The 15,805-nt window shown below is 65.1% G+C and carries 17 protein-coding genes; 13 read left to right on the plus strand and 4 right to left on the minus strand.

Going from position 1 to position 15,805, the window contains the following annotated elements; all coding sequences use genetic code 11:
- The first annotated feature begins 66 nt into the window (after positions 1 to 66).
- The 4 genes from LE190_RS12415 (at position 67) to LE190_RS12430 (ending at position 3,735) form a co-directional block, all read left to right on the plus strand.
- Positions 67 to 1,497 (plus strand): peptidylprolyl isomerase, encoded by a 1,431-nt coding sequence (locus LE190_RS12415; protein ID WP_225238997.1) that lies wholly within the window; start codon positions 67 to 69, stop codon positions 1,495 to 1,497.
- A gap of 10 nt (positions 1,498 to 1,507) precedes the next feature.
- Positions 1,508 to 2,566 carry a 4-hydroxythreonine-4-phosphate dehydrogenase PdxA gene (gene pdxA, locus LE190_RS12420; RefSeq protein ID WP_225239153.1) on the plus strand — a complete coding sequence of 353 codons (1,059 nt, stop codon included), beginning with the start codon at positions 1,508 to 1,510 and terminating at the stop codon, positions 2,564 to 2,566.
- 26 nt (positions 2,567 to 2,592) lie between these two features.
- On the plus strand, positions 2,593 to 3,360 hold the full coding sequence (gene rsmA, locus LE190_RS12425; RefSeq protein WP_225238998.1) for a 16S rRNA (adenine(1518)-N(6)/adenine(1519)-N(6))-dimethyltransferase RsmA: 768 nt from the start codon (positions 2,593 to 2,595) through the stop codon (positions 3,358 to 3,360).
- A 186-nt stretch (positions 3,361 to 3,546) separates the two neighbouring features.
- A complete protein-coding gene (locus LE190_RS12430) occupies positions 3,547 to 3,735 on the plus strand; it encodes a hypothetical protein (RefSeq protein ID WP_225238999.1) in 189 nt (62 codons plus the stop codon).
- Positions 3,736 to 3,884: 149 nt separating this feature from the next.
- Here the strand turns inward: LE190_RS12430 and LE190_RS12435 are convergent, their stop codons facing one another.
- Positions 3,885 to 4,529: a hypothetical protein gene (locus LE190_RS12435; protein ID WP_225239000.1), complete on the minus strand. Its 645-nt coding sequence runs from the start codon at positions 4,527 to 4,529 to the stop codon at positions 3,885 to 3,887.
- Between the two features lie 19 nt (positions 4,530 to 4,548).
- The gene (locus LE190_RS12440; RefSeq protein ID WP_225239001.1) at positions 4,549 to 5,139 is read right to left on the minus strand and encodes a hypothetical protein; all 591 of its coding nucleotides are present in this window, start codon (positions 5,137 to 5,139) and stop codon (positions 4,549 to 4,551) included.
- 250 nt (positions 5,140 to 5,389) lie between these two features.
- Here LE190_RS12440 and LE190_RS12445 point away from each other — a divergent pair, with 250 nt between their 5' ends.
- Together LE190_RS12445 and hrcA are read left to right on the plus strand one after the other, a co-directional pair.
- The gene (locus LE190_RS12445) at positions 5,390 to 6,100 is read left to right on the plus strand and encodes an HAD family hydrolase (protein WP_225239002.1); all 711 of its coding nucleotides are present in this window, start codon (positions 5,390 to 5,392) and stop codon (positions 6,098 to 6,100) included.
- A gap of 74 nt (positions 6,101 to 6,174) precedes the next feature.
- Positions 6,175 to 7,191, plus strand: a complete 1,017-nt coding sequence (gene hrcA / locus LE190_RS12450) for a heat-inducible transcriptional repressor HrcA (protein WP_225239003.1) — start codon at positions 6,175 to 6,177, stop codon at positions 7,189 to 7,191.
- Between the two features lie 34 nt (positions 7,192 to 7,225).
- Here the strand turns inward: hrcA and fur are convergent, their stop codons facing one another.
- Entirely contained in the window at positions 7,226 to 7,654 is a 429-nt protein-coding gene (fur, locus tag LE190_RS12455; RefSeq protein WP_224947504.1) for a ferric iron uptake transcriptional regulator, read from the minus strand.
- 91 nt (positions 7,655 to 7,745) lie between these two features.
- Here fur and LE190_RS12460 point away from each other — a divergent pair, with 91 nt between their 5' ends.
- The 3 genes from LE190_RS12460 to LE190_RS12470 are packed head-to-tail and all read left to right on the plus strand — an operon-like array spanning position 7,746 to position 9,504.
- Positions 7,746 to 8,357: an outer membrane protein assembly factor BamE gene (locus tag LE190_RS12460; protein ID WP_225239004.1), complete on the plus strand. Its 612-nt coding sequence runs from the start codon at positions 7,746 to 7,748 to the stop codon at positions 8,355 to 8,357.
- 8 nt (positions 8,358 to 8,365) lie between these two features.
- A complete protein-coding gene (dapB, locus tag LE190_RS12465; protein WP_225239005.1) occupies positions 8,366 to 9,175 on the plus strand; it encodes a 4-hydroxy-tetrahydrodipicolinate reductase in 810 nt (269 codons plus the stop codon).
- A 2-nt stretch (positions 9,176 to 9,177) separates the two neighbouring features.
- Positions 9,178 to 9,504 (plus strand): barstar family protein, encoded by a 327-nt coding sequence (locus LE190_RS12470; protein ID WP_225239006.1) that lies wholly within the window; start codon positions 9,178 to 9,180, stop codon positions 9,502 to 9,504.
- Positions 9,505 to 9,528: 24 nt separating this feature from the next.
- Here the strand turns inward: LE190_RS12470 and LE190_RS12475 are convergent, their stop codons facing one another.
- Positions 9,529 to 10,035, minus strand: coding sequence for an SHOCT domain-containing protein (locus LE190_RS12475; protein ID WP_225239007.1), 507 nt, complete (start codon positions 10,033 to 10,035; stop codon positions 9,529 to 9,531).
- Positions 10,036 to 10,203: 168 nt separating this feature from the next.
- On the opposite strand from LE190_RS12475, the gene leuS reads away from it, so the two are divergent.
- From leuS to LE190_RS12495, 4 genes are all read left to right on the plus strand, one after another.
- On the plus strand, positions 10,204 to 12,846 hold the full coding sequence (gene leuS, locus LE190_RS12480) for a leucine--tRNA ligase (protein WP_225239008.1): 2,643 nt from the start codon (positions 10,204 to 10,206) through the stop codon (positions 12,844 to 12,846).
- A gap of 3 nt (positions 12,847 to 12,849) precedes the next feature.
- On the plus strand, positions 12,850 to 13,356 hold the full coding sequence (locus tag LE190_RS12485; RefSeq protein WP_225239009.1) for an LPS-assembly lipoprotein LptE: 507 nt from the start codon (positions 12,850 to 12,852) through the stop codon (positions 13,354 to 13,356).
- A 9-nt stretch (positions 13,357 to 13,365) separates the two neighbouring features.
- On the plus strand, positions 13,366 to 14,379 hold the full coding sequence (holA, locus tag LE190_RS12490) for a DNA polymerase III subunit delta (RefSeq protein ID WP_225239010.1): 1,014 nt from the start codon (positions 13,366 to 13,368) through the stop codon (positions 14,377 to 14,379).
- Positions 14,380 to 14,531: 152 nt separating this feature from the next.
- Complete coding sequence (locus tag LE190_RS12495) at positions 14,532 to 15,797, plus strand: glutamate-5-semialdehyde dehydrogenase (RefSeq protein ID WP_225239011.1); 1,266 nt, start codon at positions 14,532 to 14,534, stop codon at positions 15,795 to 15,797.
- Positions 15,798 to 15,805 lie beyond the last annotated feature (8 nt).

A 15,805-nucleotide genomic window follows, 5' to 3' on the forward strand; every position in this document is an offset into this window, starting at 1 on the left:
CGGCAGCGATGTACACTGCCCGGCTGGCAACTGAATAATTATTCACCCTGAATGAGTGCTTTCCCGATGACGCGTTCCACCCGTTTGCACACTACCAAGCGCGCAGGCAAGCCTGCCGCGCTGCTCGCCACGGCCCTGCTGTGCGCGCTCACCGCGGGCCAGGTACTGGCCCAGCGGTCCGGCGATCCGGCCGGGCAGGCAGCGGCGCCTGCCACCAAGCCGGGCAGCGGCTTCCTGCCGCCGGCGTCCAGCAACGCCAAGGTGATCGATTCGATCCACGTGGTGGTCAATGACGAAGTGATCACGAAGAACGAGGTGCGCGGCCGCGTCGCCCAGACCGTGCAGAACCTGAAGGCGCGCAACGTGCAGCTGCCGGACGTGGCCGCGCTGGAGCGCCAGGTGGTCGAGGCGATGATCGTCGAGCGCGCCCAGATCCAGCTGGCCAAGGAAATGGGCGTGCGCGTCGACGACCGCATGCTCGACAGCACGATCGCCCGCATCGCCGAGAACCAGAAGCTGTCGGTGCAGGAGATGCGCAACCAGATGGAAAAAGAGGGCACCCCCTACGCCCAGTTCCGCGAAGACATCCGCAACGAGATCATGATGCAGCGCCTGCGCGAGCACGAGGTCGACTCCAAGATCCAGGTCTCGGAAGCGGAAATCGACACCTATCTCACCGCCTCGAAGGCTGCGGCGGCGGACAAGGTCGAGATGAACCTGTCGCAGATCCTGATCGCCGTGCCCGAGAACGCCTCGCCCGAGCAGATCGCGGCGCGCCGCGCGCGCGCCGACGACGTGGCGCGCCAGCTGCGCACCGGCGCCGACTTCGCGAAGATGGCCGCAACCTATTCCGATACCCCGGACGCCCTGAAGGGCGGCGAGATCGGCTGGCGCGATCCGGACCGCCTGCCGCCGATCTTCGCCACCGAGCTGCGCAAGCTCAAGGCCGGCCAGGTCACCCCGGTCATCAAGACCAACAACGGCTTCCACATCCTCAAGATCGCCGAGCTGCGCAGCCTGGCCGATGCCGCCGCGCCCGAGAAGGACGTGGTCCAGCAGACCCGCGTCAGCGTGATCCTCATGAAACCGACGCCGACCATGAACGCGGACGAGGTCAAGAAGAAGCTGCGCGAGCTGCGCCAGAAGATCCTCGACAAGAGCGCCACCTTCGAAGAGCTGGCGCGCCAGAACAGCCAGGAACCGGGCAGCGCGGCCAAGGGCGGCGACATGGGCTGGCTGGAGCCGGGCGACGCCGGTCCGGAATTCGACCAGGCCCTGGCCACCCTGAAGCCGGGCGAGATCTCGGACGTCATCGAGTCGCCATTCGGTTTCAGCATCCTGCGCCTCGTCGAGCGCAAGAGCGAAGATCAGAGCGCCCAGAAGGAACGCGCCATGGCGCGCCAGGTCCTGCGCGAGCGCAAGCTGCAGGAAGCCATGGAAGACTGGATGCGCCAGGTGCGCGACCGCGCCTACGTCGAGTTCCGCGAGGAGCAGTAATCCGATGGCCATGCAGGCAAGCCGCCGTCCGACGCTTGCGGTCACGGTCGGCGAGCCGGCCGGCATCGGCCCCGAGATCGCCATCCGCGCAGCCTGGTCGCTGCGCGCATCCGCCAACTGCGTGCTGGTCGGCGACGCCGCCTTCCTGGCACTGACCGCCAGCCTGATCGACCCCGCGATCCGCCTTTCCGCCCTGTCGATCCAGGCGCTGCGCAACGGCGGCCTGCCGCACTTCGGCAGCGAGCGCCTGGCCGTGATCGACGTGCCGCTCGCGGCCCACGTGGTCCCGGGCAGGCTGGACCCGGAAAACGGCCGCGCGGTGCTGGCCACGCTGGACCTCGCCATCGAAGGCGCGCAGGCCGCCTGGTTCGACGGCATCGTCACCGCGCCGCTCCAGAAAAGCACGATCAACGACGCCGGCGTGGCCTTCTCGGGCCATACCGAATACCTGGCCGAGAAAACCGGCACGCCGCGGGTCGTGATGATGCTGGCCGGCCAGCCTGCCGCAGGAGGGACGGATGCGCAGCCCTACCTGCGGGTGGCCCTGGCCACCACCCACCTGCCGCTGAAGGATGTCCCGGCCGCGCTGACGCGCCAGGGCCTGGCGCAGGTGATCGATATCATCGACGCCGACCTGAAGGACAAATTCGGCATCGCCGCGCCGCGCATCCTGGTCACCGGCCTGAACCCGCACGCGGGCGAGAACGGCTATCTTGGCCGCGAAGAGATCGAGGTCATCACCCCGGTGCTGGAACAGGCCCGTGCGCGCGGCATCGATGCGCGCGGCCCGTACCCGGCCGATACGCTGTTCCAGCCCAAGTACCTGCAGGATGCCGACTGCGTGCTGGCGATGTACCACGACCAGGGCCTGCCGGTGCTCAAGCACGCCACCTTCGGGCGCGGCATCAACGTCACGCTCGGCCTGCCGGTCGTGCGCACCTCGGTCGACCACGGCACCGCGCTCGACCTCGCGGCCCAAGGGCTGGGCCTGGCCGACTGCGGCAGCATGATCGAAGCGATCCGCGCCGCCATGCAGATGGCGGCCGCGCGCGCCGCGCGCCGTCCCTGAACAGAACACGCAACAAGAAAGCACTCATGAAACACGTCGCCCGCAAGCGCTTCGGCCAGAACTTCCTGACCGACAAACTCGTCCTGGACAACATCATCGATGCCATCGGGCCGCGCCGCGGCGAGACGATGGTCGAGATCGGCCCCGGCCTGGCCGCGATGACGGCGCTGCTGCTCAAGTCGCTCGACCACATGCACGTGGTCGAACTCGACCGCGACCTGGTGGCGCGCCTGGAAAAAGCCTATCCGCGCGAAAAGCTGACCGTCCATTCGGGCGACGCGCTGAAATTCGATTTCGGATCGATTCCGGTGGCGCAAGGGCAGAAGCTGCGCGTGGTGGGCAACCTGCCATACAACATCTCGAGCCCGCTGCTGTTCCACCTGGCCGAATTCGCGCCCCTGGTCGAGGACCAGCATTTCATGCTGCAGAAGGAAGTGGTCGAGCGGATGGTGGCCGAGCCGGGCACCAAGGCTTACAGCCGCCTGTCGGTGATGTTGCAATGGCGCTACGACATGGAGCTGCTGTTCATCGTGCCGCCGACCGCCTTCGATCCCCCGCCCCAGGTCGATTCGGCCATCGTGCGCATGATTCCGAAGCGCCAGATGCTGGAAGCCGACGCCGCCACCCTGGAAAAAGTCGTGGCCAAGGCTTTCTCGCAGCGCCGCAAGGTGATCCGCAACTGCGTGGCGGGGATGTTTACCGAAGCCCAGCTGGTCGAGGCCGGGATCGATCCGGGCGCCCGTCCGGAAGCGGTCACGCTGGAGCAGTACGTCGCCCTGGCCAAGCTGCTTTAATCCCGCCTCCGGCCTGTTCTTTTGCGCCGCAACATCGCGGCGCAACACGCGTTTTCCTCCCTTCAGCCGCCGTTTCCTGCAGTCCGTCGCACTGCGCTGGAGCCTTGATGGCCCCTTCGTTAAAGTGCTTCCATCGACAGCCGGAACCGGCCCTCACCAACAATGAAACGCTGAAGGAGAACTCAAATGAACGTCCTCAAGAACATGGAAGCCATCTTCGTCGCAGCCCTGGTCCTGGCAAGCGCCAGCACCTATGCGCAAGCCGCGATCACCCGCGCCGGCGACGCCGGCAAGGCCCAGCCCGAGGCTGTGGTGGAAGCGGCGGAGATCCCGGTGGTCGCCGTGGTGAAAATCAGCGCCAAGCGTCCGTCCTGAGCGGACAAAAAAAAGCCCGCTACGGGAGCGGGCTGAAATCCAATTCTTTTCTGAGGAGAGTTGGAGGAGACAGGAAGCATTATGCTGCGTTACAGCATATAAATCCAATTCCTGTTTCGCATACAAGACATAAGTATTTCAAATAACTGTCAGCGCGGCACGCAGTTGATGTTCACGTTGGTGACTGCGGCGTCGCCCATGGTCCCAGCCGGGTTCTCGACGGTGCAGAAACGGCCGGTCGGCTGGGTGATCACGACAATGCTGTAGGTCTCGCCGTACGGGACCTCGGCGATCTGGTAATCGAAGGCCGCGCCGGTGGTGTTGTCTGCCGGGGCCGCGACCGCCACTTTGCCGCTGACGCTGCCATTGGCGAGCTCCAGGCCGGTGTTGTCCTTGGTCAGGCCGGTAATCTTGCCGCCGACCGCGTGGGCGTCGACGTAGCACCGGAAGCGCGCATTGATGGCGCCCAGGCGGCCAGCCGTGTCGGCAGCGCTCAGCTTGAAGTTCGGGTCGATGCCGCAGCTCTGGTGCAGCGGTGGGGTCTTGACGGCGACCAGGTAGGTATCGCCGTACTCGAGCTTCTTCGAGAAGGTGAAGGTGACTGGGTCGCCGGGCTTGGCCGGCGGCGCCACGCTCACGTCGTCGCCGCCGTTATTGGTCATCACCAGGTTCGGGTAGACCAGGCCTTCGACGGTGCCGCTCACCGTGTAGGTATCGTCGTCGCCGCCGCCGCAGGATGCGAGGGCCAGCGCCATTGCCAGCATGCTGGCCGGACGGATCAGGGAAAACTTCATTCGGTATGCTCCAGGAAGATTAGGCGCGCGGGCCGCAGGTGACGGCCAGGCTGTTCACGTCGTTCTCGCCCATCGTGCCGCTGCCGTTGGTGACGGTGCAGGTCTGGTTGTCGGGCTGGGTCAGCACGACGACCCCATACGGCGAGTCTTCGCTGACCGGGGCCATGGCGAACGAGGTGGCGCCAGCGGGGACCGGCACGCGGTCGGCACCGTTGACCAGCACCAGGTTGGCGCCGGTCAGGCCGGTGATCTTGCCGGTCAGCGCATGCTGCTTGATGGTGCAGACGATGCCGATATTGTTGATCGTGAACGCCGCCCTGCCGGTATTGTTGAACTCCTCGCACTTGACCGCATTGCTCGGGATGCTCTTGACCTTGACGTTGTAGGTGGAATCGGTTTCCACCAGGTCCTTGAAGAAGAAGGTTCCCCTGCCGTCCGCGGTCGGGGTGATGGCGAGGTCGGAGCCGCCATTGTTGGTCAATACCAGTCCGGATTTGGTCACGCCGGCAAACGAACCGCCAATGCCCAGCTCGCCATCGCTGCCGCCGCAGGCGGACAGCGCCAGCGCGCATGCCAGCACGGCACCGGCACGCAGGTAGGTACTCTTCATAATTTCTCCAAAAAAATCTGACTGGTGAACGTGTACCGCTTGCACAAGAAAATGCCGCACACGTGTCTGGACGCTCGTCATCCAAGGATTATTCGCCCAACATTTTAGTGCATTTGCCAAGCCGCTGGACGGTTTGCCTTTGTATCACGGTGTAACCGGCGGTCGCAGCGGGCAGTGACCGATTGCTTTCTACAGGCGTGCTCGCTATGCTAGGTCTGAGCTTTCACCCCATACCCGACAGAAACGCACCATGAACCCGCGCCGCGCCTGGCCCAAAGCCGTCCTGTTCGACCTCGACGATACGCTATGGCCGATCGCTCCCGTGATCCTGGAAGCCGAGCAGATCCTGTTCGCCTGGCTGCGCGAGCATGCGCCGCGGGTGGCGCAGCAGTTCACCATCGAGACGCTGCGCCAGGCCCGGCTCGAGCTGCTGGCGCGCCAGCCCGCGTTCCAGCTCGACCTGGGCGCCCTGCGCCGCGCCGGCCTGATCGCCGCCTTCGAACAGGCCGGCGAGGATGCGGCCAAGGTGGAGCTGGCGATGACCGAGTTCTTCGCCGCCCGCAATGCCGTGATTCCCTACGATGACGTGCTGCCCGGCCTGCTGCGCCTGAAGGGCAGGGTGAAGATCGGCTCGATCACCAACGGCAATGCCGACCTGCAGACGATCGGCCTGGCGCGCCACTTCGACGCCTCGGTGGCCGCGCCCAGCTTCGGGGTGGCCAAGCCGAGCGCCGCGATCTTCCTGGAAGCCTGCCGCCAGCTGGAGGTGGCGCCGGCCGAAGCGGTCTATGTCGGCGACGACCTGCGCCTGGACGTCTATGGCGCCCAGCGCGCCGGCTTGCGCGCCGTCTGGATGAACCGCACCGGCCAGGTCAATTACCTGCGCGACGAAGTCCGGCCCGACGCCGAGGTGAGCAGCCTGGACGGCCTGCTGGGCTGGTTGCGGCGCGAGCACGCGTGACTGGCGCCATGCGCGTCCGAGCGTGCATAATATAGCTGACCGCATCCAGCCTACCTGCCGTACTTTCCGGACCCATGGAACTCGAACCCCGCGCCCAGACCCTGCTCAAAGCCCTCGTCGAGCGCTACATCGCCGACGGCCAGCCGGTCGGCTCGCGTGCGCTGTCGAAGATTTCCGGCCTCGACCTGTCGCCCGCCACGATCCGCAACATCATGGCCGACCTCGAGGAGATGGGCTACGTGGCTAGCCCGCACACTTCGGCCGGCCGGATTCCCACGCCGCGCGGCTACCGCCTGTTCGTCGACACCCTCCTGACCGTGCAGCACATCGACGAGCACGCGGTCGGCGCCCGGAACATGCGCCTGCCGAGCCAGCACCCGCAAAAGATCATCGCCAACGCGGCCCAGATGCTGTCTTCGCTGTCGCAGTTCGCCGGCGTGGTGCAGAGCCCGCGCCGCGAATCGGTGTTCCAGCAGATCGAATTCCTGCGCCTGTCCGAGAAGCGGATCCTGCTGGTGATCGTCGATCCGCGCGGCGACGTCCAGAACCGCCTGCTGCTGACCGAGGCCGACTACTCGCCGGCCCAGCTGGTCCAGTCGGCCAACTACCTGAACCAGAACTACGCGGGCCTGAGCTTCGACGAAGTGCGCGCGCGCCTGAGCGGCGAACTGGCCCAGCTGCGCGACGACATGGGCCGCCTGATGCAGGTGGCGGTGGAGGCGGGCAGCGAAGCCATGGCCGAGGGCGACGACATGGTGATCGCGGGCGAACGCAACCTGCTGTCGGTATCCGACCTGTCCTCCAACATGAGTTCGCTGCGCCAGATGTTCGAGATGTTCGAGCAAAAGACCGGCCTGATGCAGCTGCTCGACGTCTCCAGCAAGGCGGGCGGGGTGCAGATCTTCATCGGCGGCGAATCGAAGCTGGTACCGATGGACGAGATGAGCGTGGTGACCGCGCCCTACGAGGTGAATGGCCGCATCGTCGGCACCCTGGGGGTGATCGGCCCGACCCGCATGGCCTACGAGCGCGTGATCCCGATCGTGGACATCACGGCGAAGCTGTTGTCGAATGCCCTGAGCCAGCCCTGAGCCAGCCTGGATGGCGGCGCCGGGGACGCAGGTCTCACTGCTTGCGCGGGCAGTCCACTTTCACGCAGTTGCCGTAGATCGCCAGCGAATGCTCGGCGATCTTGTAGCCGCGCTCGACCGCGATCTTGTGCTGGCGCGACTCGATTTCCTCGTCGTAGAACTCTTCCACATGGCCGCAGTCGAGGCAGACCAGGTGGTCGTGGTGGGAGCCGGCGTTCAGCTCGTAGATGGCCTTGCCGGTCTCGAAATGGTTGCGGTTCAGCAGGCCGGCCTGCTCGAACTGGGTCAGCACGCGGTAGACCGTGGCCAGGCCGACATCCATGTTCTCGGCCAGCAGGATCTTGTAGACGTCTTCCGCCGTCAGGTGCCGCACCGAGCTGTTCTGGAAGATTTCCAGGATCTTCAGGCGCGGCAGGGTGGCCTTCAGGCCGCTTGCCTTCAGGTCGGTCGGGTTGTTACTCATGGGGCGTGCTCACGTTTCTTGCTCGTAGTTTGGCATAGTGCTTTATGATATAGCGTTTTGGAGCTCCCGCTCAAACGTTTTGAGGTTACCTATGCGCGTCAAACAAGCCGTTCCTGATCGATTTTCTGCCCGGGCAGCGCTCGCGGCAGGCCTCGCATGCACGCTGGTGCTGTCCGGCTGCGCTTCCTGGCGCAACCAGACGCGTCCCGCCATGCCGGTGGAAACGGACCCCGCCGCGATCGTGGCCGACGCCCAGAAATCGGCCGCCACGGCCAATGCCGGCGCCCAGACCGTACAGGCGACCAAGCTGCAGAAATTCTTCTGGATCTTCTCGCCCTACCGTCCCGACATCCAGCAGGGTAACTTCGTCTCGCAGGAAATGCTGAGCCAGCTGAAGGTTGGCCAGACCCGCGACCAGGTGCGCTTCATCCTCGGCACGCCGCTGCTGACCGACGTCTTCCACGAAGACCGCTGGGACTTCCCGTTCTACCTCGCGCGCGGCAACGGCGAGCTGACCACCAGCCGCGTCACCGTCTTCTTCAAGGACGACAAGGTCGAGCGCTTCGAGGGCGGCAACCTGCCGACCGAGCGTGAATACATCGACCGCATCGCCGGCCCGGCAAAGGTCAGCAGCAAGGCCAAGGCGGAATCGCGCCCGGTCGAGCCGGCCAAGGTCGGCGGGGCGCCCGTCATCCAACCGTAACGGCAGCCATGAGCACGTTGAAGATTGCCGTCGCCGGCGCCAGCGGCCGCATGGGACGCATGCTGGTCGAGGCGATCCTGGCCGCGCCGGACGCCGAACTGGCGGGCGCGCTGGACGTCGCCGCCTCACCCTCGATCGGCATGGACGCCGGCGCGTTTGCCGGCCAGCTGACCGGCGTGGTCATCCAGTCCGAGCTCGCCGCCGCGCTGAAGGATGCCGACGTCCTCATTGATTTCACCCGTCCCGAAGGCACGCTGCAGCACCTGGCCTATTGCGCCGCCCACGGCGTGCGCATGGTGATTGGCACTACCGGTTTCGACGAGGCCGGGAAAGCCGCGATCCGCGCCGCGGGCGAGCAGGTCGGCATCGTGTTCGCGCCGAACATGAGCGTGGGCGTGAACGTCACCCTCAAGCTGCTCGAGATGGCGGCGAAGAGCTTCAGCGAAGGCTACGACATCGAGATCGTCGAGGCCCACCATCGCCACAAGGTCGATGCGCCGAGCGGCACCGCGCTCAAGATGGGCGAAGTCGTCGCCACTGCGCTCGGGCGCGAGCTGAAGGACTGCGCCGTGTACGGCCGCGAAGGCGTGACCGGCGAGCGCGATCCGTCCACCATCGGCTTCGCCACCGTGCGCGGCGGCGACGTGGTGGGCGACCACACCGTGATGTTCCTTGGCACCGGCGAGCGCATCGAGATCAGCCACAAGTCGAGCAGCCGCGTGACCTATGCCCATGGCGCCCTGCGCGCCGCGCGCTTCCTGGCGGACAAGCCGAATGGCCTGTTCGGCATGGACGACGTGCTGGGCCTGAAGGCTTGAGCATGGCCAGCGTGGAACTGAACGGCGCAGCGATCGTCGACGAAGCCGCCTTTCACCGCGAGTCGCGGCGCGCCTTCGGTTTCCCGGAGGACTACGCCGGCTCGATCGACGCCTGGGTGGATTGCATGAGCTACCTGCGCGACGAGGAGAACATGACGTGCTTCCGGCTCAAGCCGAACGAGGTACTGGAGATCGTCATCCGTGACGCCGAACAGATGAACGCCGCGGTGCCGGACCTGCTGGAAGAGATCAGCTTCTGCGTCGGCGGCATCAACGAGCGCTACGAGGATTACGGCGAGAAGCCGGCCTTGAAACTGGTGCTGCGCTGATTGGAGTTCGGCACAGTCTTCGCGCTATTGGGTTTTTAAAATCCGTTCTTTCTGCGCCTGGAACTCGGCATCGTTCAAGATGCCTTTTTTCCTGAGTTCCTCCAGTTTAAGCAGTTCCACATAGACATCCTTGCTTTGACCAGATGCTGGACTGCTACGCTCTATGCTAGCGGTCACATTGTTCTCGACAACGATGTCTGCTCTAGGAATAAGTGCACTGCCGGAAGCTCTTGGATCACTTCGGTCTACAAGCCGGAACTGATACTCGAAGCTTGGCATTTGACCAGGACGAGCTAGCGTCTCTTTAGATGCCACAGGAATCGCAACCTTGCCTTTGTTTTCAGCAAACTGGTTTGCTCTTTGAATCACCTCGGTCTTCAAGCTACTCATCGCCTTGAACATGCCGCCAGCAGAGGTCTGAGCAATCATGTAAGTATCTGTGCCCATAGGGACAATGTCACTGGTAGCGCAACCAGTCATTAGCCCAATCACAGCCACAAAGCCAAGCTTGGCTCCCAAACGTCCGAACATGTTCATTCCTTTTTAATTATGTTTTGGAAAAATGACATTGTAGCCGGTACATTATTCTGACGATCGCCTTCGCCAAGCCTTCTTGCAAGCGCGGCGGCACACTTCGCCGCAGTGCAAAACGAACCAGTATAATGTCCGGTTCCACCCCTCATTACGTCTGCAGAAATCATGCAAGAAAAATATAGTCCAGCCGAAGTAGAACAAGCCGCCCAGGCCTACTGGAAGTCGATCGACGCCTATAAGGCCGTCGAACACGACCCACGTTTCCCGAAAGGCAAGTATTACGCCTGCTCGATGCTGCCTTACCCGTCGGGCAAGCTGCACATGGGTCACGTGCGCAACTATACGATCAATGACGTGATGTACCGCTACCTGCGGATGAACGGCTACAACGTCCTGATGCCGATGGGCTGGGACGCCTTCGGCATGCCGGCCGAGAACGCGGCGATGGCGAACAACGTGCCGCCGGCCGAATGGACCTACTCGAACATCGCGCACATGAAGAAGCAGATGGAATCGATGGGCCTGGCCATCGACTGGTCGCGCGAGATGACCGCCTGCAAGCCGGAATACTACAAGTGGAACCAGTGGATGTTCCTCAAGATGCTGGAAAAAGGCATCATCTACCAGAAAACTGGCACCGTGAACTGGGATCCGGTGGACCAGACCGTGCTGGCGAACGAACAGGTGGTGGACGGCCGCGGCTGGCGCTCGGGCGCGCCCATCGAGAAGCGCGAGATCCCGATGTACTACGTGCGCATCACCGACTACGCCGACGAGCTGCTGGACTACGTCGACAACAAGCTGCCGGGCTGGCCGGAGCGCGTGCGCACCATGCAGGCCAACTGGATCGGCAAGTCGACCGGTGTGCGCTTCGCCTTCCCGCACCAGATCAAGGACGACTCGGGTGAGCCCATCAACGAAGGCAAGCTGTACGTCTTCACCACCCGCGCCGACACCATCATGGGCGTGACCTTCTGCGCCGTGGCGGCCGAGCACCCGCTGGCCCAGCACGCGGCCAGGAACAACCCGGAACTGCAGGCCTTCATCGCCGAGTGCAAGCTGGGTTCCGTCATCGAAGCCGACATGGCGACGATGGAAAAGAAGGGCATGCCGACCGGTCTCACCGTGACGCACCCGGTCACCGGCGAGCAGCTGCCGGTCTGGGTCGGCAACTACGTCCTGATGACCTACGGCGACGGCGCCGTGATGGGCGTGCCGGGCCACGACGAGCGCGATTTCGGCTTCGCCACCAAATACAAGCTGCCGATCAAGCAGGTCGTCAGCGTGGAAGGCCAGGAGTTCTCGCTCGACGGCTGGCAGGAGTGGTATGGCGACAAAGAGCAGGGCAAGACCATCAACTCTGGCAAGTACGACGGCCTGGACTACATCGCGGCGGTGAATGCCGTGGCGGGCGACCTTGCCGCCCAGGGCCTGGGCGACAAGAAGGTCACCTTCCGCCTGCGCGACTGGGGCATCTCGCGCCAGCGCTACTGGGGCACGCCGATCCCGATGATCCACTGCGGCGATTGCGGCGCGGTACCGGTGCCCGAGCAGGACCTGCCGGTCGTGCTGCCGGAACACCTGGTCCCGGACGGTACCGGCAACCCGCTGAACAAGGACGAAACCTTCCTGGCCTGCACCTGCCCGAAATGCGGCAAGCCGGCGCGCCGCGAGACCGACACGATGGACACCTTCATCGATTCGTCCTGGTACTACATGCGCTATACCTCGCCGGGTTCGAACGAGAAGATGGTCGACGAGCGCAACGACTACTGGATGCCGATGGACCAGTACATCGGCGGCATCGAGCACGCCGTCATGCACCTGCTGTACGCGCGCTTCTGGACCAAGGTGATGCGCGACTTCGGCCTGCTGAAATTCGACGAGCCCTTCGTCAACCTGCTCACGCAAGGCATGGTGCTGAACGAGACCTACTACCGCGAAGACGCTTCCAGCAAGAAGACCTGGTACAACCCGGCGGACGTCGAGCTGACCTTCGACGACAAGGGCCGCCCGCAGAGCGCGGTGCTGAAGGCGGATGGCCACCCGGTCACGATCGGCGGCACCGAGAAGATGTCGAAGTCGAAGAACAACGGCATCGACCCGCAGGCCCAGATCGAGCAGTACGGCGCCGACACGGCGCGCCTGTTCACCATGTTCGCGTCGCCCCCGGAACAGACCCTGGAATGGTCGAACAGCGGCGTCGAAGGCGCAAGCCGCTTCCTGCGCCGCGTCTGGGCCTATGGCTACGCGCAGCGCGAGCGCATCGCGAGCGCCCTGCAGGGCGGCCAGCAGGCGTCCTATGACGACGCCCAGAAGACCCTGCGCCGCGAAGTGCACAAGGTGCTGCAGCAGGCCGACTACGACCTGAAGCGCATCCAGTACAACACGGTGGTGTCGGCCTGCATGAAGATGCTCAACACCCTGGAATCGAGCAAGCTGGCGGAAGGTGCGGCGTCGAATGCGGTGGTCGCCGAAGGCTTCTCGATCTTCCTGCGCCTGCTGAATCCGGTGGCGCCGCACATCACCCACGCGCTGTGGCAGGACCTGGGCTATGCCGCCGTCCACGGCGACATCCTCAACGTGCAGTGGCCGCAAGTCGACCCGGCAGCGCTCGAACAGTCCGAGATCGAGCTGATGATCCAGGTGAACGGCAAGCTGCGCGGCTCGGTCAAGGTGGCCAAGGATGCCGACAAGGCCGGCATCGAAGCGGCCGCGCTGGCCGAGGAATCGGTGCAGAAATTCATCGAAGGCACGCCGAAGAAGGTCATCGTCGTGCCGGGCAAACTCGTCAACATCGTGGTGTAAGCGATGAAGACGACCGTGGTGCGCACTTGCGCTGCATTCCTGCTGGCCGCCAGCCTTGCCGCCTGCGGCTTCCAGCTGCGCGGCTCGACCGGCCAGTACAACATGCCCTTCCAGAGCATCTACCTGGCCTTCCCCGAGACCTCGCCGCTGGGCACGGAGCTCAAGCGCAACCTGCGCGCGGGCGACACCGTGCGCATCGAGGACGACGCCTCGAAGGCGCAGGCGCTGTTCGATGTGCTGTCCGAGTCGCGCGGCAAGGCGATCCTGTCGCTGAACAGCCTGGGCCGGGTGCGCGAATACTCGCTCAGCTACACCCTGGTGTTCCGCGTGCGCGATGCCAACAACAAGGAGCTGCTGGGCCCGACGGAGATCACCCTGCGCCGCAACATCGCCTTCGACGAATCGCAGGTGCTGGCCAAGGAATCGGAAGAGCAGCTGCTGTACCGCGACATGCAGGCCGACCTGGTGCAGCAGATCCTGCGCCGCCTGGCGGCCATCAAACCGCTGTGAAGCCCTTGTATGCAACTGCGGCCTGAGGCCCTCGAGGGCCACCTGGCCAAGGGCCTGGCGCCCTTGTACGTGATCACCAGCGACGAGCACCTGCTCGCGCTGGAAGCGGCCGACCGCATCCGCAAGACCGCCCGCGCCCAGGGCTATACCGAGCGCGAGGTGCTCACGGTCGAGCGCAATTTCAAGTGGGGCGAGCTGCTGGCGGCGAACCAGGCGATGTCCCTGTTCGGCGACAAGAAGCTGATCGAACTGCGCATCCCGGGCGGCAAGCCCGGCAAGGACGGCAGCGCCGCCCTGCAGGCCTACGCGAAGGACCTCGGTCCCGACAACCTGACCCTCATCACCCTGCCCAGGCTGGACTGGCAGACCGCCAAGGCTTCGTGGGTCACGGCGCTGCAGGGGGGCGCGGTGTATATCGAGATTCCCAACGTGGAGCGCGCCCAGCTGCCGAACTGGATCGGCATGCGCCTGTCCGCCCAGGGACAGGGGGCCGAGCGCCAGAGCCTGGACTTCATCGCCGACCGCGTCGAGGGCAACCTGCTGGCGGCGCACCAGGAAATCCAGAAGCTCGGCCTGCTGTACGAGCCGGGCAAGCTGAGTTTCGAGCAGGTGCATGACGCCGTACTGAACGTGGCGCGCTACGATGTGTTCAAGCTGTCGGAGGCGATGCTGCACGGCGACCCGGCGCGGCTGGCGCGCATGCTCGATGGCTTGAAAGGCGAGGGCGAGGCCCTGCCGCTGGTCTTGTGGGCCGTCAGTGAAGAAATCCGCACGCTGCTAAAATTGAAGGCCGGCATGGCGCAGGGCCGGCCGCTGGGGGCGCTGCTCAAGGAACACCGCATCTGGGGACCGCGCGAACGCATGATGGAACCGGCCCTGCGGCGCGTGTCGCTCGCCACGCTGGAAGCCGCGCTGCAGGACGCGGCGCAGGTGGACCGGATGGTCAAGGGCCTGCGCGCGAAGGCGTTTGCCGGGGATGCGTGGGATGCCATGTTGCAGCTGGCGCTGCGCGTGGCGCGGTAATCGTTGCGCGGCTGTTCTTTTGCCGGTTGACCGCGTGGGCGGAAATCCGCCCACCCTACGCACATCGGTAGGGTGGGCGGGTCTCCCGCCCACGCGGTCGAATCACGTTCGATCCGCCACTTCGCCACACATTATCGAAAACGGGCTACACGATGGACATCACCGAACACATGCACTCGATGGGCCGCAAGGCCCGTGCCGCGTCGCGCGCCATGGCGCGCGCCGACGGCGCTACCCGCAACCGCGCGCTGCTCCTGATCGCCGACGCCATCGAGCGCGACGCCGCCGTGTTGCGCGCGGCGAACCAGGAAGACATGATCGCTGCCCGCGCCGCAGGCCTGGAGCCGGCCCTGCTCGACCGCCTGCAGCTTTCCGACGGCGCCATCCGTACCATGGTGGACGGCCTGCGCCAGATCGTCACCTTGCCCGATCCGGTCGGCGAAATCACCAACATGAAGTCGCGCCCGAGCGGCATCCAGGTCGGCCAGATGCGCGTGCCGCTGGGCGTGATCGGCATCATCTACGAAGCCCGCCCCAACGTGACGGTGGACGCGGCCGGCCTGTGCATCAAGAGCGGCAACGCGGCCATCCTGCGCGGCGGCTCGGAAGCCATCCACTGCAACCGCGCGCTGGCAAAACTGGTGTCCGAGGGCCTTGCCGGCGCCGGCCTGCCGCTGGACGCGGTGCAGGTGGTCGACACGACCGACCGCGCCGCCGTCGGCGCCCTGATCACGATGCCGCAGTACGTGGACGTGATCGTCCCGCGCGGCGGCAAGGGCCTGATCGCGCGCCTGATGGCGGAAGCGACGGTCCCGATGATCAAGCACCTGGACGGCATCTGCCACGTCTACATCGACGCCAAGGCCGACATCGCCAAGGCGCTGCCGGTCGCCTTCAACGCCAAGTGCCACCGCTACGGCACCTGCAACACGATGGAAACCCTGCTGGTGGCGCGCGCCATCGCTCCCACCGTGCTGCCGCAACTGGCGCAGCTGTACCAGGCCGAGCAGGTCGAGCTGCGCGCCGACGCCGAAGCCCATGCCATCCTCGCCGGCTACCCGTGGCTGAAGCACGCGACCGAGCAGGACTGGAGCACGGAATACCTGGCCCCGGTGCTGGCGATCCGCGTCGTGGAAGGGCTCGACGGCGCGATCGACCACATCAACACCTGGTCCTCGAAGCACACTGAATCGATCGTCACCGAGGACTACAGCGCCGCGCTGCGCTTCCTGCGCGAGGTCGATTCCGCCTCGGTGATGGTGAACGCCTCGACCCGTTTCGCCGACGGCTTCGAGTACGGACTGGGCGCGGAGATCGGCATCTCGAACGACAAGCTGCACGCACGCGGGCCGGTCGGGCTGGAAGGACTCACCTCGCTGAAATACGTCGTGTTCGGACACGGCGAAGTACGCAGCTAGACAACAAC

This window comes from Massilia hydrophila (assembly GCF_020208145.1).
In the GTDB taxonomy this organism is placed as follows: domain Bacteria; phylum Pseudomonadota; class Gammaproteobacteria; order Burkholderiales; family Burkholderiaceae_D; genus Telluria; species Telluria hydrophila.